Source organism: Actinoplanes oryzae, from assembly GCF_030757795.1.
GTDB lineage: Bacteria > Actinomycetota > Actinomycetes > Mycobacteriales > Micromonosporaceae > Actinoplanes.
The window spans coordinates 16,709-43,521 of sequence record NZ_JAUQWH010000071.1 but is presented as its reverse complement, the minus strand read 5'-3'; the positions used below and the strand labels follow the sequence as shown (position 1 = coordinate 43,521).

Annotated in this window: 17 protein-coding genes and 2 pseudogenes; 7 read left to right on the top strand and 12 right to left on the bottom strand. The window is 70.9% G+C overall.

Going from position 1 to position 26,813, the window contains the following annotated elements; translation table 11 throughout:
* The 4 genes from RBH18_RS22840 to RBH18_RS22825 form a co-directional block, all read right to left on the bottom strand.
* A partial coding sequence (locus RBH18_RS22840) for a hypothetical protein (RefSeq protein ID WP_306211033.1) occupies positions 1 to 394 on the bottom strand: 394 nt, incomplete at its 3' end.
* Positions 395 to 1,459: 1,065 nt separating this feature from the next.
* The gene (locus RBH18_RS22835; RefSeq protein WP_306211031.1) at positions 1,460 to 1,600 is read right to left on the bottom strand and encodes a hypothetical protein; all 141 of its coding nucleotides are present in this window, start codon (positions 1,598 to 1,600) and stop codon (positions 1,460 to 1,462) included.
* 218 nt (positions 1,601 to 1,818) lie between these two features.
* Positions 1,819 to 2,370, bottom strand: coding sequence for a Cap15 family cyclic dinucleotide receptor domain-containing protein (locus RBH18_RS22830; RefSeq protein ID WP_306211029.1), 552 nt, complete (start codon positions 2,368 to 2,370; stop codon positions 1,819 to 1,821).
* Positions 2,371 to 2,426: 56 nt separating this feature from the next.
* On the bottom strand, positions 2,427 to 3,314 hold the full coding sequence (locus RBH18_RS22825; RefSeq protein WP_306211028.1) for a nucleotidyltransferase family protein: 888 nt from the start codon (positions 3,312 to 3,314) through the stop codon (positions 2,427 to 2,429).
* Between the two features lie 321 nt (positions 3,315 to 3,635).
* Between RBH18_RS22825 and RBH18_RS22820 the strand changes: the two are divergent.
* Positions 3,636 to 4,428, top strand: a pseudogene (locus tag RBH18_RS22820) (IS701 family transposase); the annotation flags it as partial.
* 5 nt (positions 4,429 to 4,433) lie between these two features.
* On the opposite strand, the pseudogene RBH18_RS22815 reads toward RBH18_RS22820, so the two are convergent.
* Positions 4,434 to 5,066: pseudogene (locus tag RBH18_RS22815) on the bottom strand (class I SAM-dependent methyltransferase); the annotation flags it as partial.
* A 110-nt stretch (positions 5,067 to 5,176) separates the two neighbouring features.
* On the opposite strand from RBH18_RS22815, the gene RBH18_RS22810 reads away from it, so the two are divergent.
* On the top strand, positions 5,177 to 5,749 hold the full coding sequence (locus RBH18_RS22810) for a GNAT family N-acetyltransferase (RefSeq protein WP_306211026.1): 573 nt from the start codon (positions 5,177 to 5,179) through the stop codon (positions 5,747 to 5,749).
* A 196-nt stretch (positions 5,750 to 5,945) separates the two neighbouring features.
* Here RBH18_RS22810 and RBH18_RS22805 read toward each other — a convergent pair whose 3' ends face one another.
* The 5 genes from RBH18_RS22805 to RBH18_RS22785 form a co-directional block, all read right to left on the bottom strand.
* Positions 5,946 to 6,779, bottom strand: coding sequence for an HAD-IIA family hydrolase (locus tag RBH18_RS22805; RefSeq protein WP_372338968.1), 834 nt, complete (start codon positions 6,777 to 6,779; stop codon positions 5,946 to 5,948).
* Positions 6,722 to 7,750 (bottom strand): ferrochelatase, encoded by a 1,029-nt coding sequence (locus RBH18_RS22800; RefSeq protein WP_306211022.1) that lies wholly within the window; start codon positions 7,748 to 7,750, stop codon positions 6,722 to 6,724. Before RBH18_RS22800 ends, RBH18_RS22805 begins: the two co-directional genes overlap by 58 nt.
* Positions 7,751 to 7,812: 62 nt before the next feature.
* Entirely contained in the window at positions 7,813 to 15,171 is a 7,359-nt protein-coding gene (locus RBH18_RS22795) for a hypothetical protein (RefSeq protein ID WP_306211020.1), read from the bottom strand.
* 659 nt (positions 15,172 to 15,830) lie between these two features.
* Positions 15,831 to 16,598, bottom strand: a complete 768-nt coding sequence (fabI, locus tag RBH18_RS22790) for an enoyl-ACP reductase FabI (RefSeq protein ID WP_306211018.1) — start codon at positions 16,596 to 16,598, stop codon at positions 15,831 to 15,833.
* A gap of 435 nt (positions 16,599 to 17,033) precedes the next feature.
* A complete protein-coding gene (locus RBH18_RS22785; protein WP_305786508.1) occupies positions 17,034 to 17,738 on the bottom strand; it encodes a beta-ketoacyl-ACP reductase in 705 nt (234 codons plus the stop codon).
* 293 nt (positions 17,739 to 18,031) lie between these two features.
* Here RBH18_RS22785 and RBH18_RS22780 point away from each other — a divergent pair, with 293 nt between their 5' ends.
* The 5 genes from RBH18_RS22780 (at position 18,032) to RBH18_RS22760 (ending at position 23,664) form a co-directional block, all read left to right on the top strand.
* Positions 18,032 to 19,663, top strand: coding sequence for a histidine kinase (locus RBH18_RS22780; RefSeq protein WP_306211015.1), 1,632 nt, complete (start codon positions 18,032 to 18,034; stop codon positions 19,661 to 19,663).
* On the top strand, positions 19,660 to 20,319 hold the full coding sequence (locus RBH18_RS22775; protein ID WP_306211013.1) for a response regulator: 660 nt from the start codon (positions 19,660 to 19,662) through the stop codon (positions 20,317 to 20,319). The genes RBH18_RS22780 and RBH18_RS22775 overlap by 4 nt, the downstream gene beginning before the upstream one ends.
* Before the next feature lie 201 nt (positions 20,320 to 20,520).
* Complete coding sequence (locus RBH18_RS22770) at positions 20,521 to 21,678, top strand: alpha/beta hydrolase (protein ID WP_306211011.1); 1,158 nt, start codon at positions 20,521 to 20,523, stop codon at positions 21,676 to 21,678.
* Between the two features lie 284 nt (positions 21,679 to 21,962).
* A complete protein-coding gene (locus RBH18_RS22765) occupies positions 21,963 to 23,075 on the top strand; it encodes an acyltransferase family protein (protein WP_456237633.1) in 1,113 nt (370 codons plus the stop codon).
* A gap of 457 nt (positions 23,076 to 23,532) precedes the next feature.
* Positions 23,533 to 23,664, top strand: a complete 132-nt coding sequence (locus RBH18_RS22760) for a hypothetical protein (protein WP_306211007.1) — start codon at positions 23,533 to 23,535, stop codon at positions 23,662 to 23,664.
* A 479-nt stretch (positions 23,665 to 24,143) separates the two neighbouring features.
* Here the strand turns inward: RBH18_RS22760 and RBH18_RS22755 are convergent, their stop codons facing one another.
* Both RBH18_RS22755 and RBH18_RS22750 read right to left on the bottom strand, forming a co-directional pair.
* A complete protein-coding gene (locus tag RBH18_RS22755; RefSeq protein WP_306211005.1) occupies positions 24,144 to 25,094 on the bottom strand; it encodes a VWA domain-containing protein in 951 nt (316 codons plus the stop codon).
* A 187-nt stretch (positions 25,095 to 25,281) separates the two neighbouring features.
* Entirely contained in the window at positions 25,282 to 26,340 is a 1,059-nt protein-coding gene (locus RBH18_RS22750) for a DUF58 domain-containing protein (RefSeq protein WP_372338967.1), read from the bottom strand.
* Between the last annotated feature and the right edge of the window lie 473 nt (positions 26,341 to 26,813).

Below are 26,813 nucleotides of genomic sequence, written 5' to 3'. Positions count from 1 at the left end.
CGCCCAGGACGCCGTAAACGTAGCGGTCTCCTATCCGCGAAGATTGAGGAGCCACAAAGTAGTGCCAGCCTAGTCCGGAATGCACATAGTTGAGATGCTGTTCCAGAGCTAGGCTGTATCGGAAGTCGGCCCGATCATCCGGTTCTGAGCCACCAAGATCTTGCACGATCGCCTCGATCACGTCGAACCGCAGCCGACCAGCAATATCTTTCGGATCATCACGGTTGCTTGCAGTGCGCGGTCGGACCGCGGCGATATCCTGGTCGCCAGCAGGTAGCCCGACGAGATAGGCATTGACTTGGCCGGCAAAGCCAGCGGCGTCCAGTGCGAAGCGTGCACCAGTCTCCAGCAGATGCCGAAAAGTCCAATCCTTGTCCCACAACTGTACGGACAACGTTACTCCATTCCCCGCCTGTAGGTTCAATTTTAACCTTCCGCAGGCGGGCCCCACACGAGTCGGGCCCACTCGACAACGCTGTCGAAGTCGTACAGGGTACGACTGCCGCGGACGTCATTTCGCCGGGAGGCCACCCCCGTCTGACAATTCCGCCTCGCCCAGGAACGAATCTGGGTCGGGGCGACGCTACGACCCCATCGGCGGGTTAAGTACACGGCCAGCGCTTGCGCGTCTATCCATGCCTGAGAGTTCCCCGCGACCTTCGCTCGCCACCACTCAATCGATCCCTCCGTCATGCAATTCCTGCACCGAACGGTGGCGGCGCCTTCCTGGAGATAGAGTCGCTCGCGGCATTCCTCGAGGGCCTCAGTCCTCACGGGGCACGATCCAATGTAAATCCATCCTGCACGGCTTGTTGACACCAGTTCCCAGACATCGGGACGGTTCACAAGGCTTGCCAGACGGCAAGCCGCGTCACGACCGGCTTCCTGGCTGCTCAGCCATCCGGCGTTGGCCGAGATGAACGTCGCCAGCGCCTCCGGGGACGCTTCCGACGGGGCGACACCTCGGCCGCGTGGCACCGATCGCGCGACAGAGCGGAGCGTATTTCTTATCTCCTGCCGTGCCTCGAGCACGGCGCTACGGGGGACTCGCGTGCGGTGCGATGTGCCGGATACGCGCTCTCGCATCAGCTGCGGGTTGTACGCCATACAGAGGCCCAGCTCCCGAAGAGCCGGCTAGCGCGGTACGCATGATGCGCGATCTGCAGGGACAGGGGTTCGTGAAAAGACATCTCCAAGTTCTGCACAGACGGCACTTTAGGTGGGGCGTACGACACTATTGGCGTATCGGAGGGTGACTCGTCATTCTTTCGGGGTCGGTCGTTGGTCTTGAATGAAGCGGCCGATCCGCACTTCTTAGCGCGTAGGCCGTACGCGCATGGCTTCAACCCGGTGATGCGCTCATCCGCCTGGGTACCTGCGCCCCCTACTGCAAGACCGGAGTCACGCACGTTTCACGGTGAGTGTGTCTGGCCACGGCGAAACTTGAAGCACCGGCCGGTCAAGTCCCCGTCACGGAGTCGATGACGATCTCGCCGGTCTCGTCGTGGTCGTTCATGTCGGCGTGCGTGACGCCCGGCCGAGTCTGGTTGCGGTGGGTGTAGGTAGGCCGGGCCTGCCGGTGCGCTGTCGCTGAGACCATGTGCCGCTCATTGAGGCGCTCCGGCAGCGGGACTTGGATCAGGCCGAGCCGATGCATTGCGGGCCAGTCAGGCGACGGTGTCGAGGAAGCGGTCGATTGTGCCGAACGCGGCAGCGACGGTCGGTGAGCTGACCAGCCAGTGAAAGGCGTTTACCGAGTCGACCGGGCTCGTTTGAGAGTCAGTATCAGACGGCACCTTCACCTGTTGTGGCCGCTAATTACTTATAGGTCAGCTGCCCAGCTCCTCGGAAACTGTCAGCCAGCTTCTTATTGCGTCCGCTCGTCTCAATGCGGCCCGTCGTGTTCCGCTCAGTCCAATAGTCGCCCTCAAGCGCGACGCGCGGGGTATCTGCGATATACAAAGTGGTTGCGCCGCGATGGGGTGGATTGCCTTCCTGTTTGAGCGCGTGCGCTTCGCTGCGGTAGGTGTACCAAAGCGCCGGCCGGCCGTTGCCTTGGACAATTTCCGCACTCGCCGACACTGAATTAGAGATGTCGAATAACATCTCGACGCATATCTTGGAATAGTTTTGCCGGATTACGATATAGCAAACCTTCTCGACCGGCTTGCCGTCCTGTCCGATAAAGTTTGACTGCAGAGTTGCCTTCCAGGTACCTCGGATATTGGGTCGCTTCACAAGCCACTTAGGTAACCATCGCCAGATGAAGAGGTCAAAGGCGAGTAGCAGGATGACGACCACAGAGGCGGTACCGCCGAGGTACTTGAGCCAAACGCGATCCACCGGCACGCCGATGAAGAAGGCCGCCACGAACCATATGCCTGCGGCAAGGAAGATTATGGCTCGCGTCCACGGGGCGCTTGGCATCAGGAGAACCCCAGATAGCTGTGAGCCTCACGAGCAAAGTTGTCCGCCTCGTCCTCGTCCCACTTCTGTGAGGCATGGAAGAGGAACTTTATGTTATTAGCCTCCAGCCACTCGTCACGTTCCTTGTGGGTGGAATAGATATGCCGCAGACCCTGATCAACCCGCGCTGTCCAGGTGCTGCCGTCACTTAAAATGCGGTTCGGCAGATTCCAGACCAGTGATTCGATCAAAAAGGATGGCACCGCTTCCATAACGCCTCGCTCAACCATCTCGTTCTCAAGGCGCTTAAGGATGCGGACCGTGCGCTTGTATCGTCGAAATGTTCGATCGTTCTTTTGGATGCCTTCGCTGAGGTGCTGCTTCGGGAAGTTTTCGATGCCCGGCCCTCGATCAGGATGAATCCAAATCCCTTGCCGGTAAGACGTACGGCTCATGTGTGAGTATAGTGTCTGGCAAACCACCACATCCGCCTTAAGACTGCGGCTGGTTTCGTGAACGTGGAGGGCCTTGTTGCCTCGCTCGACAGCCGCTCTTCCAAAGCGACGCACGAGAGCCGATTCAACGTCATTCTTAAACTGAACGAGGTTGTATGATCCCATGTATGGGCTTATGCCTACCTCATGCAAGGACAGGCCTTGTGCGCCATGCTCAAACTCATTATGGGTGATACTCGTCAGCTCGACCGCGATGTCTACATCACTGTCTCGGACGACGTTCGTGTGATTCGGGTACGAGCCCTTGGCGTAGACATCGTAAGAAGCGCCGCCGAAAGACGTACCACTGAGGACATCGCCGATCTGACGCTTCGTCCACTCGTACCGGGCATCTTCGGCATCGCTGGCCTTACCGATCCAGCTTGCTAACTCTGCTTCACTCTTTCGTGCCATTGCCGTTAATGCACCTCTAACTCGGGTTAGATGTAGGTGTCTAGTGTGGACGCAAGGTAGCGATTCGTCAACTATAACTGATCCGTGTTACTTAACCCTGTTGAGGTCGCCTACTCTCGGCGTTTGCTCAGCTGCTCTTCGTCCATTTAGGCGCGGTCCTCGAAGTTCGTCGGGGAGGTAGGCGTTAAGCGCCGGTATCGGTGCATAAATCGTCGTCTTTCTGTGCCGTGCTCGAACCGCGAGGTTCATCAAGGCAGGCCCTAATACTGCAACGGCATTAAGCAGGGACAACGTATCGATGATCGGCTCGTTGAGCCGGTCATGGTGGACGTCGATGTCGGACTGGTCGGCAGAGTTGGACCGGTTGCATGGCCGGTTCGCTCACCGTTTCGCTCGGTCAGAGCCTCGGCGGCGTGCCCGGCAGTACCTGTCCGGGCTGGTCGCCGGGTTGAACCGTAAGAACGGCTGGACCCTGGCTGAGCAGGCCGGTGACGTCTCACCCGACGGCATGCAACGACTGCTGCGGTGGGCGGACTGGGACGTCGACAAGGTCCGCGACGACGTGCGTGATTACGTTGTCGAACAGTTACATGACCCGCAGGCGGTGCTGATCATCGACGACACGGGGTTTTTGAAGAAGGGCGTCAAGTCAGTCGGCGTGGCCCGGCAGTACTCCGGGACCGCCGGCCGGATAGAGAACTGCCAGGTCGGGGTGTCCTTGGCTTACCCGTTCGAGCAGGGCCACGCGCTGATCGATCGGCAGCTGTATTTGCCGCAAGCTTGGACTGACGACCGCGATCGCTGCCGGGCCGCCGGTGTTCCGGACGAGGTCGAGTTCGCGACCAAGGTGCAGATCGCCCGCAGCATGCTCAGCCGGGCGTTCGCGGCCGGGATCCGCCCGGGCTGGGTGAGCATGGACGAGGCCTACGGCCAGTCGAAATCACTGCGGGTCTGGCTGGAAAGCCATGATCAGGCGTATATGGTCGCGACTCGCCGCAACGACGATATGATCACCACCAGCATGGGCACCGCCCGCGCTGACGATTTGATAGCTGCTCTGCCCGGCCGGGCCTGGTCACGTGTCTCCGCCGGTCTCGGTGCGCACGGCCCCCGCATGCGCAGGGCTTGCACGGCGCGCTGCTCGGCGGCCGGGCCGACTCGGGTCCAGACCGACACGGCTCGGCGTACGTGCGGGTGCAGGTAGGCCTCGGGGCGGCGCCAGTGGGCCTCGAAGAAGCCGTCGGCGCAGTCCCACGGGATCGGCACCGGCTCGGTGCGGCCGCCCGCCGCGTGGGCCAGGTCGGCCAGGGCGGGGCGCCCGGTGAGCAGGCCGGCGAACTCGGGGAGGTAGTCGCGGGTGAGCCAGAACCGGTCGAGCCAGCCGGGCTCGTCGGCGTCGTAGGTGAAGACCACCACGCGGCGTGCCACCCGGCGCAGCTCGCGCAGGCCGGCGACCGGGTCGGGCCAGTGGTGGACGGTGCTGACCGCCATCGCGGCGTCGAAGGACCGGTCGGCGAAGGGCAGATGCTCCGCCGCGGCGGCCACGCAGGGCGCGGCTGCGGCGGGGCGCTGCGCGCGCATGACCGCCGACGGCTCGACCGCGGTGACGTCGCGGTCCGGCGGCTCGTAGGAGCCGGTGCCCGCGCCGACGTTCAGCACCGTCCGGGCGTCGCCGAGCGCCGCCCAGATGCGCGCGGCGATCCGGGGCTCGGTGCGCCGCGTCGCCGGGTAGGCGGACCCGATGACGTCGTAGTGCACCGCCGGAAGCGGCTCCTGCGCTGAGATCTCCATGGCGGGCCTCCCGCTCCGGATGTGCTTGCGCTTCCCCGACTATGGACTATGACGTAACGGGAGGTACAAGCGTGACGTACGAGATCCGGCCCCTGGACGCGTCGACCTGGGACGCGTTCGCCGCCCTCGTCGAGCGGAACAACGGCGTCTTCGGCGGCTGCTGGTGCATGGGCTTTCACGGGGGGCTGTCCCGCGGCGACCCCGCCCGGAACAGGGCTGCCAAGGAGCAACGGGTGCGCACGGGCACCGCCCACGCGGCACTCGTCTTCGCTGGGGACGACTGCGTCGGGTGGTGTCAGTTCGGCGGGCCCCGGGAGGTGCCGGCGATCAAGAACAGGGCCGCGTACGAGAAGAGCCTCGTCGCCCTGCCCGACTGGCGGATCGCGTGCCACTTCGTCGGCAAGGGGCACCGGCGGCAAGGGGTCGCCACGGCCGCGCTGGCCGGGGCGCTCGGCCTGATCGCCCGGTCGGGTGGGGGCGTCGTCGAGGGCTACCCGGAGCCTGCCGGGTCCGTGGCGGCCGGGTTTCTGTTCCACGGGGCGCTCTCGACGTACGAGAAGCTGGGTTTTGTCCGTGATCGCCCGATCGGCAAGCATCGCTGGGTGATGCGGAAGACCCTGGCCCCCGCGGGAGGACCAGGGTGACCGGATCCGGCCGACCAGCCCGCACCGATCGCCACGGGCCGTGAGGAGCAGACGCCGTGCACAATGCGCCGCGGGCGGAGAGGAGCAGACGCTGTGCACAATGCGCCGCGGGTGGGGAGGAGCGGACGCTGTGCACAACGCGCCACGCGCGAAGAGGATCAGGCCCGCGACGAGGCGCCGCGGGCGGTGAGGATCGTCAGATCTCGCCGATCAGGTCCGCGACGCTGTTGACGATGCGCGACGGGCGGTAGGGATAGCGCTCGCTCTCCTCGCGCGTGCTGATGCCGGTCAGCACGAGGATCGTCTCCAGGCCGGCCTCGAGCCCGCACAGCACGTCGGTGTCCATCCGGTCGCCGATCATGGCGGTGCTCTCGCTGTGGCCGCCGATGACGTTGAGCGCCGAGCGCATCATCATCGGGTTGGGCTTGCCGACGAAGTAGGGCTCGACGCCGGTCGCCTTGCTGATCATCGCGGCGACCGAGCCCGCGGCCGGCAGCGCGCCCTCGTTGGACGGGCCGGTGGCGTCGGGGTTCGTGCAGATGAAGCGGGCGCCGTCGTTGATCAGCCGGACGGCCTTGGTGATGGCCTCGAAGCTGTAGGTGCGCGTCTCGCCGAGCACGACATAGTCCGGCGAGAACTCGGTGAGGATGTAGCCGGCCGCGTGCATGGCCGTGGTCAGCCCGGCCTCACCGATCACGTACGCCGTGCCGCCCGGCCGCTGGTCGGCCAGGAACTGGGCGGTCGCCAGCGCGGCCGTCCAGATCGACTGCTCGGGCACGTCGAAGCCCATGCGGGCCAGGCGGGCCTGCAGGTCACGCGGCGTGTAGATGGAGTTGTTGGTCAGGATGAGGAAGGGCTTGCCGCTCTCCTTCATCCGGTTGACGAACTCCGGGGCCCCCGGCACCGGCACGCCCTCGTGGACGAGGACTCCGTCCATGTCGGTCAGCCAGGATTCGATGGCCTTGCGCTCGGTCATGAGGCTCCTCGTCGTTGCGGGGCCGGGCAACAGTCGGCCGGGCAGACGTCCCAGACCGGCAGACTACCGAGCCGGTCGCGGTCGACGCCCGCGGTGCGCTCCTGCACGAGCTCGCGGATCATCGTGACGAAGGCCGGGTGGGTGCCGGGCGTCGCCGCGCGCGCATAGCCGAGGCCGAGCTCCTCGGCGGTCTCCTTGGCCTCGTTGTCGAGGTCCCAGATGACCTCGAGGTGGTCGGAGACGAAGCCGATCGGGCTGACCACGACGTCGGTCACGCCCTCCTTGGCCAGGGCCTGGAGGTGGTCGTTGATGTCGGGCTCGAGCCACGGCACCTGCGGCGGGCCGGAGCGGCTCTGCCACACCAGGTCCCAGGGCAGGTCGTTCGCCGCCTGGGCGTGCACCAGCGCGGCGGTCTCGTTGAGCTGCGCCTCGTAGCGGCCGCCGGTCGGGCCGGCCGTGGCCGCCATCGAGTTGGGGATCGAGTGCGCGGTGAACACCAGGCGGGTGCTCGACCGGCGCGCCGGGTCCAGCGTGCCGAGCGCGGCGCGGACCGCCTCGACGTGCGGGCCGACGAAGCCCGGGTGGTCGTGGAACTGCCGCAGCTTGGTGATCGCCGGGGCGCCGGGGCCGACCTTCGCGCGGGCCTGGGCGATGTCCTCCCAGTACTGCTTGCAGGACGAATAGCCCCCGTACGCACTGGTCGCGAAGCCCAGCGCCGACGTGATCCCGTCGTCGCGCATCTGCGCCACGGTGTCGGCCAGCATCGGGCCCCAGTTGCGATTCCCCCAGTACGCCGGGAGGCCCACCCCGTGGGCGGAGAAGTCGGCCTGGACCGCGGCGAGCAGGTCCCGGCACTGCTGGTTGATCGGCGACACCCCGCCGAAGTGGTAGTAGTGCTCGGCGACCTCGGCGAGCCGTTCCTCGGGGACACCGCGCCCGCGCGTCACGTTGCGCAGGAACGGCATCACGTCGTCGGGATGCTCGGGGCCGCCGAAGGAGAGCAGGAGAAACGCGTCGTACGCCACCGGACCATCCTCCCTCGCCCGGCCCGATGGCGCCCGTCCACCCCGCCGATCAGCAACCGACGTCACTGTTTCCGCGTCCGCGCCCCCACTCGCAGCATCACGCCGCCGACCACCAGCAGCACCGACAGGAACAGCAGCCCGAGCAGGTTCTGACCGGTCTTGGGCAGGTTGTCCCCGCCGCCGCCCCCCGAGTTGGAGCTGTCGGTGGGCGTGCCGTCCGAGCTGCCCGCGATCGACAGCAGCGCCTCGATCGTGTTGTTGACCACATTGCCCTCGGCGCTGGTGGTGCTGATCGTCACGCGTACCGGCTGGACGCCCTTCTTCGCCGCCGAGGTGATCTGCATGCTGAGCCACAGCTCGCTGGTGGCGCCCACCGGCGCGTCCGGGCCGTCGCAGACCACGGCGTTCGCGTCGCCCGTCTCGTCGGGCATGCAGTCGATGGTGACCAGCCCGGCGTCGGATCCGGAGGCATCGAGCAGCACCCGGGCGAGCGCCAGGTTGACCCCGGCCGGCGGGTCGATGCTGAAGGTGATGCCGGCCGCGGTCTGCGAGCCGTTGTTGCTGTACGGCAGCTTCAGCAGCACGGTGCCCCCGGGGCGGGCGGTCGTCGTCTTGCGCTTGACACCCAGCTCGAGGTCGACCCGCGAGGACACCACCGAGATCGCGGGCATCGCCTGGTCCTCGGCGTCCGAGCAGCTGTTGTTGGCCGGCTCGGCGTCCAGGCAGCCGCCGGTGATGACCGTGCCGACGCTCACGGTGCGCCCGACGACGAACGGGATGTTGTACGTGTACGAGGCCCCGACGGCCAGGTCGCGCGTACAGGTGACGACGTTGTTTCCCTCGTCCCAGACGCAGTCCGACGGCAGCGGCGAGCCCGGGGTCAGCCCGGACGGCACCTTGAGCGTCATGACGTGCGGGCTCGCGGCGTCCGGGCCGGGGTTGCGCAGCCGGATCGGCAGCACCGTGCGCTGCCCGGGCGCGGCCGGGTTGACCGTCGGCGTGCCGAAGGTCGTGGTGACCGTGTCCGCGTCGCCGCCCGTGGTGACCAGCACGCCCGAGGCGACCAGCTGGTCGGTGGCGCTGCTGTCGTCGTTGAGCGTGATGTTCGTCGCCGTCCACTTGGCGTCGGCGCTGACCGAGTCGGCCACGGCGACGGTCAGCGTGATCGTGACCGTCCCCTCCTCCTCGGCCATGTCGGTGCACCGGACCTGGGACGCCGAGACGGCACAGGTGCCGTTGGAGGCCTCACCGGAGCTCGACTCCGACGTCGCGGCGCTCACCGTGAAGCCGTCCGGCAGCGTCTCGAGCGGCACGACCAGGCTCAGGCCGTCGCGCGTACTCGTGTCGGTGATCGTGATTTGCGGCTCGCCCGCGTCGCCGGGGGCAACCTCCACCGGGGTGGTGTCGATCGTCACCGTGTTGCGCAGCGGCTGGTAGAGGGCCTGCTCGTCGGCGAGCTCGAACGTCGTCAGGCACGTGCTCGACCCGTTGAGCGCCACGCAGCCGCCGCCGGCCGGCTGGGACGGGTCCGCGTCGGCGGGCACCACGACCGGCAGCTGCCAGATCCGGGCCGCCGCGCCGACCGCCTGGTCGAAGCGGCAGGTCAGCTGGGTGCTGCTGACCGGGGTGCAGTCGATCGCGGCCTGCCCGGACAGCGTGCCGAAGGTCGTCTGGCTCGGCGCGGTCACCGTGGTCGTCGTGCCGGTGGCGTCGGACGGGCCCACGTTGGTGATCGTCGCCGTCACCACCGTGGTCGTGCCCAGCGGCACCGGGTCGGTCGGGCCGGTCAGCACGATCCGCACCCCGGGCACCGGCGGGCCGGTCACCACGACCGGGCCGCTGCCCTGCGCGGTGTCGCCGGCGCCCCGGCTGACCGTGATGCCGGTCGGGTTCCAGGTGACCCCGGCGGCCAGCGACGAGGCCGTGGACACGCCGAGCGCGACGGCCTGGTTCGTGCCGGCGACCAGGGTCACGCCGGTGCACACCACCTGGGCGGCCTGCACCTGGCACGCCGAGCCGCTCGGGCCGGTCGCGGAGGTCACCGTGAAGCCGGCCGGGAGCTGCCCCAGCGGTACGGTCACCGTCAGCCCCGTGGCGGCGCGCTGCGCGGTGACGACCACGTAGCCCGTGCCCGCCAGGCCCGGCGTCGCCGTCCCGGAGCGGGTGCCCACGCCCAGCGTGCCCTCCAGTTCCGCGCCGAGCTCGATGTCGGGCAGCGGGTTGTCCGGCGGGCTCGTGCAGACGTTGTCGCGGTTGGTGTCGATGCAGCCCCCGTCGACCGGCTCGTCCGGGTCGGCCGTGCCGGGCACGAGGATCCGCAGCGTCCACTGCCGGTTCGTGCCCGCCGCGACCACGTCGAGCGTGCAGTCCACCCGCGTCGCGGACGCCCGCGTGCAGAACCGCGGCAGCGCGTACGCCGGGTCGAACGTCGTGCCACCCGGCGCCCGGAAGATCAGAGCCGCGTTGCGCGCGTCCGAGGGCCCCGGGTTCGTGGCCGTGATCGCCAGGTCGGCGGCCGAGCCCGGCGTCACCGTGCCCGGTGCGGGACCGACGACGGTCACCGTCAGGGGCGCGTCCGCGTCGGCCACGGTCGCCGCGGACACCGTACGCGTGAAGCTCTCGCCGCCACGCGCAACCGTCACCGCCGGAGCCCACACCGCACCGGGGTCGGCCGCCGCCGAGGCAGCCACCGTGACCCGCAGCGCGACGCTGTCGCCCGCGGCGATCGAGAAGTCCCCGCAGCTGTACGCGTCGTCCGACGTCGTGCACGTGGCACCGTCGGCCGCGATCGCCGTCGTGGTCACGCCGGCCGGCAACGCGTCGCGCGGGATCGTCACCCGCACGCCCGTACGCGCCTGGCTCAGCGCCACCGTCACCGTCGTGGTCGCCGTGCGTCCTGGCACGACGGGCGTGTTCGTGGCGGTGACCGTCGCGATCCGGCCCAGCGGCGTGGCCAGCTGGATGTCCGGCAGCGCCCGGTCGGCCGTGCCCCCGCACGCCGCGTCGCCGTCGAGGTCGAGACAGCCGCCGGTGAGCGCCTGACCCGGGTCGGCGTTGCCCGGCACCACGATCGGCACGTCCCACACCAGGCTCGCCGGGGCCACCCCGAGCGTCACCGAGCAGCTGATCCGGGTCGCCGAGGCGCGCGTGCACGAGTCCGCCAGCGGCGCCGCCAGGGTGCCGAACGCGGTGCCCACCGGCGCCCGCAGCGTGACCAGGGCGTCCGTGGCCGTCGACGGGCCGGCGTTGGTGAGCGTCACCCGCATGCTCGTGGTGTCGCCCGGCAGGACCGTGCCCGGCGCGGGCCCGGTGACCTGCGCGTCCAGGGTGTAGTCCGGGTCGCCCGTACGCACCAGCAGCCCCGCGCCCGTCGCCTGGTCACCGGCCTGGTTGGTGGCGGTGATCGCCCGCGTCGACCAGACCAGCGTGCCCTGGACGCCGGCCGCGACGCTCACCGGGACCGTGATGGTGGCGCCCGAGGCGGGGACGCTGACGTTCGTACAGGTGATGGCGGTCGCGGTGACCGCGCAGCTTGCCGCCGGCGTCGCGGTGACCGTGCCCAGCGTCATCTCGTCGGGCTTGCCGTCCAGCGGGATCGTCAGTGTCAGGCCGGTCTGCGCCGGGCTCGCCGACAGCAGCACGACCGCGTTGCCCGTGGTGCCCGGCGTCACCCGCGCCGGGCCGGTGCTGATGTCGAGCTGCCGGTCGAAGGGCGTGGCCAGCACGAGCGGCGGCAGCGGGTCGTCGCCGGTGCCGCACACGCCGTCGTTGTCCAGGTCCACGCAGCCGCCGTCGAGCGGCTGCGCCGGGTCGGCGCCGCCGGACACCACGATCGGCAGGGCGAGGTCGATCGCGGGCGCGTCGACCGGCAGATCGAAGGTGCAGGTCACCCGGCCGGGGCTCACGACGCGGCAGTACTGCGCGGTGGGACCGCTGAGCGGCCCGAACGTCCCGCCGTCCGGCGCCAGCACGCTGATCGTCTCGTCGGTGGCGTCCGACGGGCCGGTGTTGTCGACGCTCACCGTGAACGTGCCCGTCCCGCCCGGCGGCACCGGATCGGCCGGCGGCGTGGAGTCGACATCCAGGGTGTACACCGGCGCGCCGACGACCGCCAGCCGCTCCCGTGCGCTCACAGACTGGGTGCCGCGGCTCACGGTGACCGGATCGGCGGTCCACGGCAGGCCCTGGACGGCCGACGGGGCCGCCGCCACGCCCAGCGACACGGTGGCGGTGGTGCCGTCCGGGATCGTCAGCCCGGTGCAGGTGATCTGCGTGGCAGTCGCGGTGCACGTCCCGCCGTTGGTGGCGGACTGCGTCCGGACCGTCAACCCCCCGGGCAACCCATTGAGGGGTACGGACACCGCGATGCCGTCCAGGTTCCCGTGCGCCGCGGTCACCGTGACAGTGGCCACGTCCTGCCGCCCGGGCGTGACGGTGGCCTGCGTGGCATCCAGCGTCACCTGCCGGTCGAACGGCACCTGCAGCACGATCGCGTCGATGGGCTCGTCGTCCGGGCCGCAGCCGGAAACCCCGTCGAGGTCGACACAGCCGCCGCCCAGCGGGGTGAACGGGTCCGCCCCGCGCGACACCACCAGCGGGAGCCGGAACTCGGGCGCCTGCGTACCCGCGGCGACGTCGATCGTGCACACCGCCCGGCGCTCGGTGCTCAGCACGCACGGACTCGCCGGAGTGCCGAACGTCGTGCTGGCCGGCGCGATGACCACGACGCTCGCGTCGGCCGCGTCGCTCGGGCCGCCGTTGGCCACCACGACGGTGAGCTCGGTCGTCCCGCCCGGGAGCACGGTGTTGTCGGGCGGGCCGGTGACCGTCGCCGTGAGGTCGGTGACGGGCGGACCGGCGATCGCCAGGTCGCCGTCGCGGCTGATCTCCTCGTCGCCGTCGGTCACCTCGACGCCGGCGGCGGTCCATCGGGCCGGCGGGGTCGCGCCGGCGGGCACGGCGACGGTCAGCGTCAGGTCACGCGGCTCGTCCGGTTGCAGATCGACGCCGGTGCACGTCACGGCGCTGGCGGTGACCGTGCAGCCCGGCGCGGTCACCGTCCAGCCGTCGGGCAGGGCGCCCAGCGGGATCGTGACCGTGAGATCGTCCTCGTCCTGCGTCGACTCGAGGCGGACGCGGGCGATGCCGGTCGTACCCGGCGTGATCGTCGCCGCGACCAGCGTCTCGGTCAGGCGGTTCGCCAGCGGGGTGCGCAGCTGGATGCCGGGCAGCGGGTCGTCCTCCGGGTCGGCGCAGTCGGCGTCGTTGTAACTCACACAGCCGCCGTCCAGCGGGGTGCTCGCATCGGCCTGGGCGGAGACATTGAGCGGCAGCGTGTAGGTGACGCCGTCACCGGCGTCCAGGGACACCGTGCAGCGCAAAGCCGTCGGGCCGGTGACCGTGCACTGCTGGCTCGCCGGGGCGGTCAGCGTGCCGAAGGTCGTCGAGCGCGGCGCCAGCACCGTGAACACCGACTCGCCGGCGTCCGAGGGCCCCTCGTTCGTGATGGTGACGCTCATCGTCGTGCTCTGCCCCGGGCGTACGGTCCGGGGTGCGGGCGGGGTCGCGTCCACCGAGAAGGTCCACTGCGGGTCGGCGGTGACCAGGGTGCCCGTCGTCTGGCCGGTGGAGTCGCCGCTCGTCGCGCTGACCGGGCGGGTCGGAGTGGTGACCCAGTTCGCCGTCACGTCCGGAGCGAGGGTGACCGGGACGGAGACCGTCGTCGCGCCCTGCCGCGGGAACGTGACGTTCTCGCAGTAGATGCTGGTCGGGCCGTTCGTGCACGTCCCGCCGCCGGTGGTCGTGACGGTCCCGACCGTGTAGCCCGCGGGCGGGGCGGGGATCGTGACCGTACCCGTGCCGTTCAGCAGACCCTGGTTCTGGACGCGGATCCGTGCGGTGGCCGCGGCTCCACCCGGGATCGCGGTCACCGGCATGATCGTCAGGCCGTTGGTGAGGTTGACGTCCGGGTCGCTGACCGTCAGCAGGCGCCCGCCGCCGGTCGCCGCGAAGCCGTTGAGGGTCGCGGTGATGTTGCTGACGTCCCAGGTCGTACCCGGCGGGGTGGTCGTGGTCGCCGCGGCCGTGACCGTGATCTCGATCCTGTCGTTCGCGGGCACCGTCACCCCGGAACACGTGATCGCGGCACTCGTGACCGTGCACGGGTTGCTGCCCACCACGGCCCGGGTGATCGTCACACCGTCGGGCCGCCCGGCCAGCGGCACCGTGACCGTCGTCGTGGCATCCGACGGGCCCTCGTTCGTCACCGTGATCGGCGTCGACGCGGACTTGCCCGCCGGCAGCGTCATCTGCGACACCGTGATCGTGCTCCGCGTGGTCTGCGCGTCCCCGACCGTCACCAGCCGGCCCTCGCCCCGCACCGAGATCGTGGTGTCCGCCACCGCCGGGAACGGCGTGCTGACCGCCGTGATGCTCCCGTCCGCGGGCGACCAGTTCGCCGCGCCGGCCGCGTTCGCCGCAACCGCCACCGGCAGCGACACGGTGACACTGCCGCCGCCCGGCACGGTGACGCCGGTGCAGCGGATCTGCGTGGTGCTCGCCGTCGAACAGGTGCCGCCCCCGGTCGTCGTGACCTCCCCCAGCGTGTAGCCGGTGGGCGGCGCCGGGATCGTGATCACCGTGTTCGGCGCGGCGATCTCGCCCGCGTTCGTCACCGTCACCGTCGGCGTGCCGGTGGTGCCCGGAACGACGGTCTTCGCGCTCGTGCCGACCGCCCCGAACTTCACGTAACCCGAGCAGGTCGACTCCGCCACCACGACGGTGCCCTTGGCCAGCGCGCCGTTGGTGCCGCCCAGCAGCTCCAGATTGAGACCCTGCACGGTGTACGACAGCCGGCCCGTCGTGGCGTTGTAGGTCGCCGTCCGCCGGTCGAGCACGCCGGTCAGCACCCCGGGCACGTTGAGGTTCAGGCCCGTCGAGGGGTTGACCGTCGCCCCGGCCACCCTGAGATTGGCGACGTCGGTGTCGGAGGTGACCGCCGTCGGCGACATCGTGCACGACGTGTCGACGGCGTCGAGGCCGAGCGTTCCGGTCCCGAGCACATTGAGCCCGGCGACCTCGGCGCGCGCCGTGCCGCCGTTGCTCGTGGAGTCCGGGCCGGTCCGTGCGGTGACCGCGCCCGTGCCGAGCACGTTCGGGACACCGACGTTGGCGACCTGCTGGGTGTTGGCAAGCTGGCCGGTCTGCCACGTACTCTGCGTCGTGGTCAGCAGGTTGACCGGGAGGCCGAGCAGCGTCAGATCGGTGCGGAGGCCCTGCGCTGTCGTCGAGACGGTGGCGGGGGCTGCCTGAGCTGCGGTGGGCGGCCCTATCAGCGCCAGGGCGAGCAGCACGGCGGCAAAGGCCACCATGCGCCGGGGCTGTCCCGAGTCGTCATCACGAAACACTCGCGTATGCACCACGAGGCGAACGGTAAGCCCGCGGAATGCGAAAGATCTTTCGTTTCCCGATACGGGTCACAAGTCAGACTTTTCCCGCTATCGGGGGTGCCGTTGTGGCCCTGGGCCGTTCGTTCAGTACCTGCCGCACGGTCGGATCTTTCCTTCCCTCCCGTTCGGCCGATCCTCCCCTCCGCACAAGATCACGCGGCACCGCATCGAATTCCCGCCATGGCAGCCCTGCATCAAGCCCCTTTCCGTTGCTCCCAGGCGAGATGACACCGCCCAAGCCCAGCGAATCGCCAAGCCGGCACCGGGCTTCCTTCCCATACGCACCGTCGCACCGCGCGTGGCTCCTTGACACGTACGCGACGTCGCTCCGCGCGTGCGCAGCTACGCATGTTGGCTTCTCAGCACGAGCCAGCTCGCGTGCGGTTCTCCCAGCGAGTGCAGCGTCGCTCCGCTTCCCTGGCGCGCACAGCGTCGCTCCGCTTTCCAATACGCGCAGAGTCACTCCGCGTATGGCTTCCTAGGAGGCTAGGCTCTTTCGTTCGTGCATGACAAAGGGGCCGCGCGTCCGCACGACCCCTCGCCTTGGTCGCTCTCTGCTCCGCCCGTTCAGCCGTCTCGCTTGGCCGGCTCAATCAGGCGGCTCGCTCAGGCAGCTCGCTCAAGCAGCTCGCTCAGGCGCCGAGCGCGTGGTAGCCGCCGTCGACGTGCACGATCTCGCCGGTCGTGGCCGGGAACCAGTCCGACAGCAGCGCGCAGATCGCCCGGCCCGCCGGCTCCTGGTCGGTGAGATCCCAGCCGAGCGGCGCCCGGTCCTGCCACGCCTCCTCGAACTGCTCGAAGCCCGGGATCGACTTGGCCGCCATCGTGCGCAGCGGTCCGGCCGACACCAGGTTGCTGCGCACGCCGTGCTTACCCAGGTGCAGCGCGAGGTAGCGGGACGCCGACTCGAGGCCCGCCTTGGCGACGCCCATCCAGTCGTAGACCGGCCAGGCCTTCGTCGCGTCGAACGTCAGGCCGACGATGCTGCCGCCCCCGCCCATCAGCGGCAGGCAGGCCGTGGCGAGCGCCTTGTAGGAGAAGGTCGACACCTCGAGCGCCTTCGCCACGTCGGCCCAGCCGGCGTTGAGGAACTCGCCGCCGAGCACGCTCTGCGGCCCGAACGCGATGGAGTGCACCACGCCGTCGAGCCCGTCGACGTGCTCGCGGACCTTGCCCTCGAGGGCGGCCAGGTGCTCGGGGTCGGTGACGTCCAGCTCGATCACCGGCGCGGGCTCCGGCAGCCGCTTCGCGATGCGCTCGACCAGCGACAGCCGGCCGAAGCCGGTCAGCACGACCGTCGCGCCGTTCTCCTGGGCCAGCTTCGCCGCCGAGAACGCGATCGACTGGTCGGTGATGATGCCGGTGATGAGCAGCCGCTTGCCGGCCAGCAGTCCAGACACGAAATCTCCTGTGTTGTCACTCGTCGATGGCGCGCGCCTGTCGATGCCCGCCGCCGGATGGTTCTGCGCGGTGCGATCCGCGTCGTGTTTCCTTGCCACCGTCTCCACGGCCGCGGCTCCACGGCCCGCCGTGCTCACCACGGCCGCTGCGTGAACCGCAACCGCAGTCTCATTCCCCACCGCCGTGCTCAGCGCCCCGGCGGTCGATGACCCCGCCCAGCCGCCGCGCCCGGCAAAACCCTCGCCCGCGCCGCCGCACTCAGCGACACCCCGCCGGCGGCCCACCCCTCGCCCGAGCCGCGCCCGCAACGCCCCCGGTCAACGACCCACCATCAGGCCACCGCACCTGGCAACGCCCTCGTTCAGGCCGCGCAACCGGCGACGCCACCGGTCAGCGGCCCACGCTCGGACCGCCGGACGGGACGACGCCGGAGGTCAGTGGCCCATGCCGAGGCCGCCGTCGACCGGGATCACCGCGCCCGAGATGTAGGCCGCGCTGTCACCGGCGATGAAGGTGACCGCCTGAGCGACCTCGTCCGGCGTCGCGAGCCGCCCGGCGGGGATCGCCTTGAGGATCTCCTCCTTGCGGGCGTCGGACAGCACGTCGGTCATCTCGGTGGCGATGAAGCCCGGGGCGACCACGTTGGCGGTGATGTTACGGCTGCCCAGCTCACGGGTGATCGAGCGGGCCATGCCGACCAGGCCGGCCTTGCTCGCCGCGTAGTTCACCTGGCCGGGGCCGCCGTAGAGCCCGACGACCGAGGAGATGAAGATGATCCGGCCCCACTTGGCGCGCAGCATCTTGGAGCTGGCGCGCTTCGCGACCCGGAAGGACCCGGTCAGGTTGGTGTCGAGCACCCGGGTGAACTGCTCCTCCGACATGCGCAGCAGCAGCGTGTCGTCGGTGATCCCGGCGTTGGCGACCAGCACCTCGACCGGACCGAGCTCCTTCTCGACCGTGGTGAACGCCGCGTCGACGGCGGCCGGGTCGGTGATGTCGCACTCGACGCCGAAGAGACCCTCCGGTGCGCCGCTGCCACGGTGGGTGACCGCCACCCGGTCACCCTGCTTGGCGAACGCCTGGGCGATGGCCAGGCCGATGCCACGGTTTCCTCCGGTCACCAGGACGGTGCGGGCCAACGCGGTGCTCCTTCACTAGTAGCTGCTGCTCACGCCGGTGGGCCGGCGCGCTGCCTCGTGCACCCGCCCCCGGCCCGGTGCACGACCGGCCCGGCTCGACGGGATGGCAGCAGACTAGGCCGTACCGGCGAGTAAGAGCGAACCGGCTCGACGAGACGTTCGCCATGCTGACCTGCGCTCCCGATTTTCCCGGCCGCTGCCTGCGACGGGACGGCCACCCCCTACCAAAGAAGGTGGTCACCCCCTACCAAGGAGGGGCGACGGAACGCCGCCACCGTCGTAGCCTCCCGGACATGGAAGCCCTCCAAGCCCTGCGCCGGCTCGTCGCCGGTCCCGACCGTCGGCATCCGCCGGCCGGGCTGCGGCTCCCGCCTGCTCTCCGGCTGTACGGGACACCGCTCGGCCTGCTGGCGCTGGTGAGCCTGGGGCTGGCCAACGGGACCTACCTGATGGACACGCGCGGCATCAAGCCGTGGCCCGCCGCGCTCCTGTCGATCGGCGTGATGCTGCCGATCGTGCTCTCCGCGGCGGGGCTGCGCCTGACGGCGTGGCGGCTGGCGTGGCCGTTGCTCTTCGTCGGCGTCGCGCGCGTCACGCCGGAGGAGTCGTGGCCGTGGACCCCCGTGCAGATCCTGGCCTTCCTGACGGTCTTCACGCTCCTGACGATGCGGGAGAGCACCGCCTTCATCGCCTGGGCGACGGCCCTCAGCATCGTGCCCGTGTTCGTCTTCGCTCCGCGCGCCAATGCCTGGGGCGTCGTGGTGCTCCTCGTCGCCCTCGCGCTCACGGGCGACCTGCTGTCCCGCCGCCGCCGGGCCCAGGCGCAGCTGGACGAGCAGACCCGCCTGACCGAGCGGGAGCAGGACCGCCGCGCCGTCCTGGAGGAGCGCACCCGCATCGCCCGGGAGATGCACGACGTGGTCGCCCATCACATGTCGATGATCGCCGTGCAGGCGGAGACCGCGCCCTATCGTGTGCCCGGCGTGCCCGACCCGGCGCGGGCAGAGTTCCAGGACATCGCCGCCGCCGCTCGCGAGGCCCTGACGGAGATGCGCCGCCTCCTCGGCGTGCTGCGCGCCGAGCCGGACCGGGCGCCACTCACTCCCCAGCCGACGCTCGCCGACGTCCCGGCCCTGATCGCCAACGCCGCCCGGGCCGGCATGCCCGTGACGTGCCCGCAGTCCGGTCCCCCGCCGTCACACGTGTCCGCGGCGACGGGCCTCGCCGCGTACAGGATCGTCCAGGAAGCCCTCGCCAACGCGGCCCGCCACGCACCCGGCAGCCCCACCACCGTCTCGATCCGCACGACCACGGCGGCGCTGCTCCTGGAGATCTGCAACGGCCCCGCCCCGGTCCCGTCCGCCGGGACACCCCCGCACCCGCGCCTCCCCGCGCACTCACTCGTCGACCCGGCGCCATCCGGGCACCCAGCTGACCACCCCTCAGCTCACCACGACGCCGTTCCACCACCAGGTCACCAGCCGACAAATGCGCGCCGCCCAGCGCATCAGGAGCCCGGTCCACCGCCAGATCACCAGCCGCCAGCTGCCCGCCGCCCAGCGCACCAGGACTCCAGTCCATCGCCAGGCCACCAGCCGACAACTGCCCCCCACCCAGCGCACCAGGACCCCGGTCCACCGCCAGATCACCAGCCGAAAACTGACCTTCACCTGCCCCCACCGGGCTCCGGGGTGTCGCAGGGCGGCCACGGGCTGGACGGCATGCGGGAGCGTGCGCTGGCGCTGGGCGGCACCCTCGACGCCGGGCGGCAGCCGGACGGCGGTTATCTGGTGGCGGCCCGGCTCCCGTTGAGGTCCGGGCCGGACGGCGGCGTGCGAGCCGGCCCGGCGCCTCGGCCCGCGGAGGCACCGGGGGCGGCGGAGTCGTTCGTGGAAGGATCGGCCCGGTCCGGGGAGGCCACGTGATCAAGCTGCTGATCGCCGATGATCAGGCCATGGTGCGCCAAGGCTTCGGGGCGTTGCTGGCCGCGCAGCCCGATCTTCTCGTCGTGGGCGACGCGGCCGACGGGAAGCAAGCCGTCTCGGAGACCCGGCGGCTGGCGCCCGACGTGGTGCTGATGGACGTTCGCATGCCGGTCATGGACGGCATCGAGGCCACTCGCCGCATCGTCGCCGCCTCCCGGGAGTCCCCGCGGATCCTGATCCTCACCACGTTCGACCTCGACGACTACGTCTTCGCGGCCCTCCGCGCCGGCGCGAGCGGCTTCCTCCTCAAGGATGCCCCGGCCGCCGACCTCGTCCACGCCGTCCACGTCGTGGCCGCCGGCGACGGCCTGCTGGCCCCGTCGGTCACCCGCCGCCTCATCTCGGAGTTCGCGGCCCTCCCGCGCATGGACCGTCCGCACCCGACCGTCCTCAACGCCCTCACCCCGCGCGAGACCGACGTCCTGCGCCTCATCGCCCGCGGCATGTCCAACCAGGAGATCGCCGCCGCCCTCGTCGTGGCAGAGCAGACGGTCAAGACCCATGTCTCCCGCATCCTGACCAAACTCGCCCTCCGCGACCGCGCCCAGGCCGTCGTCCTCGCCTACGAGACCGGCCTGGTCACCACCCGCGCCTGAGCGCCCACGTGACCGCCCCCGCCGGGCCAGGTCCCGCTGTGCCACGCACGCCCCCATTGAGGGCGAGCACCCCGCGGCGGCGAGAGGCATCCAGCGCCCGCGTCGCTCGGCGGTACGGGCGGGGGCCTACTGCGGGAGCAGCCGGAAGTCGGCGCTCCGGCGTGATTCGGCGAGGGCCGCCTGCACCGGACGCTGCCCGGCATGCGACCCACCTCGATCCTGCTGCTGTCGACCGTCCTGCTGACCGCGTCCGCCACGGCGCCGCCGCCACCGCATCCGTCCCCACCCTGCCGACGCCCGGGCGAAACCGCCCTCGACACCACCTCGCCCGCCCCCGCCGCACCCGGCGCCTCCGACGACACCACCTCGCCCGCCCCCGCCGTACCCGGCACCTTCGACGCCACCACCTCGCCCACCCTCGTTGCATCCGGCGCTTTGGACGACGCCCTTTCGCCCGCCGCCGCACCCGACGCCTTCGCCGGCAAGGCCTTGCCGACCATCGCTGCAGCTCTCGTCAATAAGACCTCGACTGCCGCCGCTGCAGCCGACGCTTGGAGCGGCTTCGGATTGTCGGCGGGCGGTTCGGATCGGGTGGGGGCGGCGATGGTTGCTGCCGGGGAGCCGTACTCGTCGTGGGTGCGGGCGGGGCGGCGGTTCCTGGCGTTCGACGGGGGCGGGACCGGGCGGGCCGTCGAGGTGGTCGGCGATCTTGAGGATGCGGAGCGGATCGCGGTTCTGGTGCCGGGGGTGAGCACGCGGCTCGCCGACTTCGACCGGGGGCTCGGGGGCGTGGCGGGGCGGGCTCCGGCCGTACAGGCTCGGGCTGTCCTTGCCGCGACCCACCGCGCGGATCCGCGGGCGCGCGTGGCTGTGGTGGCGTGGCTCGGGTACGACCCGCCCGCGGGGCTGGATCTCGAGGCGGCCCGCGATCTTCGCGCGCGGGCCGGGGCCGACGCGCTGAGCGATTTCGTCCGTTCGCTCCCGCGTGGCGCGGCGGTCACCATGATCGGGCACAGCTACGGCGCGCTGGTCGCGGGGCTGGCCGCCTGCCGGCTCGCCCGGGTGCACGACATCGTGGCGCTCGGCGCGCCGGGGATGGGCGTCCGGCGCGCGACGGAGCTGGGTGGCGTCCGGGTGTGGTCGGCCCTGGCGGCCGACGACTGGATCCGGCGCATTCCGCAACTTCGCCTCGGCCACCTGGGCCACGGCCGCCGTCCGTCCGCGCCGGCTTTCGGGGCGGTCCCGCTTCCCACCACCGGCGTACGCGGTCACGACGGCTACCTCGCCCCCGGAAGCCCGACACTCGCGGCGGTGGCGGACATCGTCGTCGGGCGTGTCCCCGCCCCGGCCGCCTCATGAACCGCCGACCCGTCCTCATGAACCGCCGACCCGTCCTCCTCATGGACCTCCGGCCTGTCCTCACTAACGGCCGACGCCTCCTCCTCATGAACCGCGGGCCTGTCCTCATGAACCGCCGACTCAGCCGCTTCATGAACCGCCAACCCGGCCGCCCGTCCGCCTCCGATGCCGGATCAAGCTCCGCGGCCGGCGTGGCGCCGCACTCGTCCGCTGCCACGGCGCCACGTCCGGCATCCGACGCCGGGGCGGGCGGTCGTGATCGCAGCATCGACACCGTACGGGCGGTGGCGATCGTCGGTGTGGTGCTCGGGCACTGGCTCGTCACGGGACTTGTCATGCATCCGGACGGCCTGCACACCACGAGTCCGCTCACCGTTCTGCCCGGGGCGGCGCCGGTCAGCTGGGTTCTTCAGACGCTGGGCCTGTTCTTCTTCGCGGGCGGCTTCGCGGCCACTCGGGCAGGCAGCACAACGGCTCCCACCAGGGCGACGGGACAGGTCTTCGCCGTTCGGCCCCGCCGTGCACGCACCGTCACGACCGCGACCAGAGCGGGCGCCGCCGGACGTACCTGCAAAGCCGTGGTGTTGTTCCTCGCCTCGTGGGCCGTCGCGCTGTTCCTCGGTGCGGCCGCGGGAGTTTCCGGCGTGACCCTGCACACGGCGGGCAAGCTGGCGGTGGGTCCGCTGTGGTTCTTGCTCCCGTACTTCGTGCTGCTGCTCCTCACGCCCGCCCTCCGGCGTCTCAAGATTCCATGGCTCTTCGCCGGAGTCGCCGTGGCGATCGCTGCCGTCGCCGCGCTCGACTGCATGTCGCCGGCGGGCGATGGCGACAACGGCTCGACGATCGCCGTGCTCGCCGCCGCCCTGCCGGCCTCGATCGGTCACCTCGCCGTGGTCGCCGCCTGGGCAGTCCCGTGGTGCCTGGGCGTCGCCGTGGCTCGGGGCCGCCTGGCCAAGCGCCGACACGCCGTCCTGCTGGCCGTGGCCGGTTCGGCGAGTCTGATCGCGCTCGTCACCGTGGGCGGCTATCCGGTCAGCGCCGTCGGTGTCCCCGGGGCGGGGCGTTCCAACCTGGATCCGCCGTCGCTGGCCGCCGTCGCCCTGGCAGTTGCGCAAGTCGGCATCTTCCTGCTGCTGCGCTCGCCGGCCCGCCGGCCACGACGCTGGGTGACGGCGCTCAACCGGGCCGCCCTCCCCGTCTACCTCGGTCATCAATCCGTGCTGCTCCTGGCCGCGGGCGCCTCGGGCCCGCTCGGCCTGCCCGGGATGATCGGCACGCCCGGCGACGACAGCTGGCTGGCTTGGCGTGTCGCCTGGCTCCCGGTGCTGGCCGTCCTGCTCGCCGCAGCAGTGCGCGGAGGCCGGGCGTTGCACGAAAGCCGAACACTGCGACGCTGACCGATCACCGGCGCGAGTGACGAGATGAGCGACGCGTAACCGGGCGGAGGGGAAACGATTTCGGCCGTCCGGAGATACGGGGGCGACGGCCCTTTCGCACGTGGCGCAGCACACCCCGGTCCAGATTTTTCCCCTGGCTCACAGGGGGTACTCTTCACCACGGTTCCTTACGGCCCCGACTAGTTCTGGAGGTGATCGCTGTGCGAGATAGCGATCCTCCTAGTCGTGGCCGGGCCGCTCGTCAGCCGTCCTGAGTCACCGCCTCGCCCCGCGCCGTCGCGTGGAGGCGTAGTGCCGCTGGGCTTAGGCCGCTGACACAGCTTTCTGCCTTCTGTCGCCATTCGTGCATTGCCGGAGTTCGTGCCGTGCTCGGCTCGATCATCGGTCCCGTCCTGGGCCGGACATCCCGGGACGGTGGCGCCGCGCCTGCGCAGAGGGTTCCGGTCACGACTGCCGTGTGCGCATTTCTCCCCGTTCGCCGCTGCCGTCGGAAGTCATCGCCATGAGCCGTTTTCTTGCCCCGCTGAGCTTCACCATCGCCGCCGCCTGGGTGCTCGTCGTCTTCGTCCTGGCGCACAACAACGCATGACCGCCACCATCACCCCGACTTCGCGACCCGCCCCCTGGGCCGGGCCGCTCGACACGCCACATCACCGGCCCGCCCCGGCCGGGCGGTTCGGCTCCGAGCCCCCGGCCGGCGCAACAAAACCGGCCGGCGCAACAAACCCGGCCAGTGCAGCAAACCCGGCCAGTGCAGCAAACCCGGCCGGAGCGACGAAAGCTGATCGGGGCGACCAAGGCCGGTCGGTCACCCACTGAACCGCTGATCCAACGCGCGACCCCGAGCTGTCTCGCCGCCGGGTAAGAGGCCCCCAGTAGGAGCCCCCAGTAGGAGGCCCCAGTAGGGGAGGCCCCAGTAGGAGCCCCCCACAAGCCTCCAGTAGGAGCGCCCTCAACAAGGTGGCCCCAGTAAGAGCGCCCGAGCTCGAAAGCCGCCCACCGCGGAGACTTGAGGGCCGACACGGCAAACCCTGGGGAAGCCGCGCACGGCCGAGATCCGGTGCGTGATCAGGGCAGGCGCGAGGTCCACAGCAGGCTCATGCCCGCGGCCGCGAGGCCGAACAGCAGCGCTGCTCCGGCGTACCACTGGGTGATCTCGCGGGGCTGAACACGGTGGCCGATCGAGCTGCCCATGTCTTCGTACACCTGCTTGAGCTCGCTCACCGAAGCGGCCTCGTAGAAGTAACCCTTCGTCTTCTCCGCCAGCTGCTGCAGCGACAGCCGGTCGACCGGCACGCGCTGGAGGACGCCGCGGATGTCGACGATGCCGGAGTCCGTGCCGAAGGCGATCGTCGAGACCGGCACGTTGGCGGACGCGGCGGCCGAGGCGGCGTCCTCGACGGAGCGGCCCGACGTGCGGTAGCCGTCCGACAGCAGCACGATGCGGGCGGGCGGGGCACCCTCGGCGCCGTCGCTGGGCACCGAGCGGATGGCGTCCAGCGACGTGAACACCGCCTCGCCGGTCGCGGTCGCCTCGGCCAGGGTGAGGCCGTCGATGCCCGAGACCACCGCGGCGCGGTCCTTGGTCGGCGGGACGAGGACGTTGGCGGACTTGGCGAAGGAGACCAGCCCCAGGTTGTACGTCGGGGGCAGCTCCTGGACGAACGCCTTGGCCGCCTCCTGCGCCGCCTCGATGCGGTTGGGGGCGACGTCGTCCGCCTCCATCGACAGGGAGACGTCGATGGCGAGCATCACGGTCGCGCGCTCGAGCGGTTCCTCCTTGTCGATCGACGGGCGGGCCAGGCCGAGCGCGAGCACGAGCAGGCTGAGCAGCATGGCCGCGGCGGAGACGTGCTTGCGCCAGCCCAGGCCGCGGGGGGCGAGGCTGCGGAGGAGGTTCACGTTGGTGAACTTCATCGCGTACTGCCGCTTGCGGAACTGCCGCCACACGTAGAAGCCCGCGACGAGCACCACGGGGAGGACGGCGAGCAGCCACCACGGCTGCAGGAAACGGATCATCGGGCGGTCCCCCGGGTGCGAACGTGGCGGGTCATCGGGTCGTCCCTCGATGCGAGCGTGTCATCGGACCGCCGCCCGCGGCAAGTGACAGCCCTCGAAGCGAGTCGGCGCAGAACTTCGGAGCGAGCCGACCCGCAGAGAACGAGGAGCGGGTCGACGCGCGAAGACTTGGTGCGAGCCGGCGCGGTCATCGGGTCGTTCCCCGGGTGCGGGCGTGGCGCTGCGCGGCGACGAAGCGTACGACATCGAGCAGCCAGTCGGAATCCGTGCGCAGGCGGAGGTGGGCCGCCCCGGCGGCGCGCAACGCGCGGGCGATCTCCGCGCGCTGGCGGCCGGCCTCCTCGGCGTACCTCTGGCGCAGTTTGGGGTCCGCGGTCTGCACCTCGTGCAGGGCGCCGGTCTCCGGGTCGGCGAGGGTGAGCACGCCGACATCGGGCAGTTCCAGCTCGCGCGGGTCGACCACCTCGATGGCCAGGACGTCGTGGCGGACCGCCAGCTTGCGCAGCGGCAGCGACCAGCCGCCGACCGGCGCCATGAAGTCGGACACGACGACCGCGACACCCCGGCGGCGCGGCGGGCGGTTGAGCATGTCGATGAGCGCGCCCAGGTCGGCGCGGCCGGGCCTGATCTCGGTGCGCGCGATCGCGCGCAGCAGGCCCTGCGCCTCCTTGCGGCCGGGACGCGCCGGCATGCGGACCACCGCGGCCGATTCGGGTACGGCCTCCGCGCGCCGGCTGCGCCGGAGCCACGACCACCCGCTGCGAGGCTCGGGGACGGGCCGGCCCGACCCGGTGCCGACCACCGCGCCGATCCGGTTGCCGCCGCGCACCGTGAGATGCGCCATGGCCGTGGCGGCGGCGAGGACGAGGTCGCGCTTGAGACAGTTCGCCGTGCCGAAGTCGAGGCTCGCGGACAGGTCGAGCGCCATCCACGTCTCGAGCTCCCGGTCCGCGACCGTGCGCCGGACGTGCGGCAACGTGGTGCGCGCGGTCACCGGCCAGTCCATGCGTCGCACGTCGTCGCCGGGCCTGTACTCCCGGCTCTCGCCGGCCTCGCTGCCGGGCCCGGGCAACAACCCGACGTAGTCACCCTGCAGCAGCCCGTCCAGCTTGCGGGTGACCAAGAGCTGCAGACGCGAGAGTACGGCCTCCGCACGCGCCGTTCCCGAACCGGCGCTCACCGGCGGCAGGTCGAGCGTCCCGCCCCGGCCGGGTCGCGTGGCACCGGACCCAGCTCCCAGCGGCATGCCACCCGGGAAGCCCTGCGCAGGCGACCCGTTCGGAGCGCCGCCGAGCTGAGCCGACCCGCCCGGAACGCCGCCGAGCTGAGCCGACCCGTCCGGCACGCCGCCGAGCTGAGCCGACTCGCCCCGAACGCCGCCAAGCGCGGGCGAGCCGTCCGGCACGCCGCCGAACGCAGGTGAGGCGTCCGGAACGCCGCCGGGCGTAGGCGAGCCGTTCGGCGGCACCGGGGCGCCCAGGGTGGGCATGCCCTCCGGAGGGGTCGAGTTCCACCCGGGCGGCGCGGCGGCCTCACCCGGGGGCGGCGTGTCGGCGCTGGTCATCAGCGGTCCGTCACTGCTGGCCCGGCCAGGCCTGCGGCTGGCCGTTGCGGAGGGCCTGGTCCGCGGGCTGGCCGGGGTGGCCCTGCGCCGGCTGGCCCAGCTGCTGACCGGAGAGGCCCGGCGCCGGCTGGCCCGGGTGCTGACCGGGATGGCCC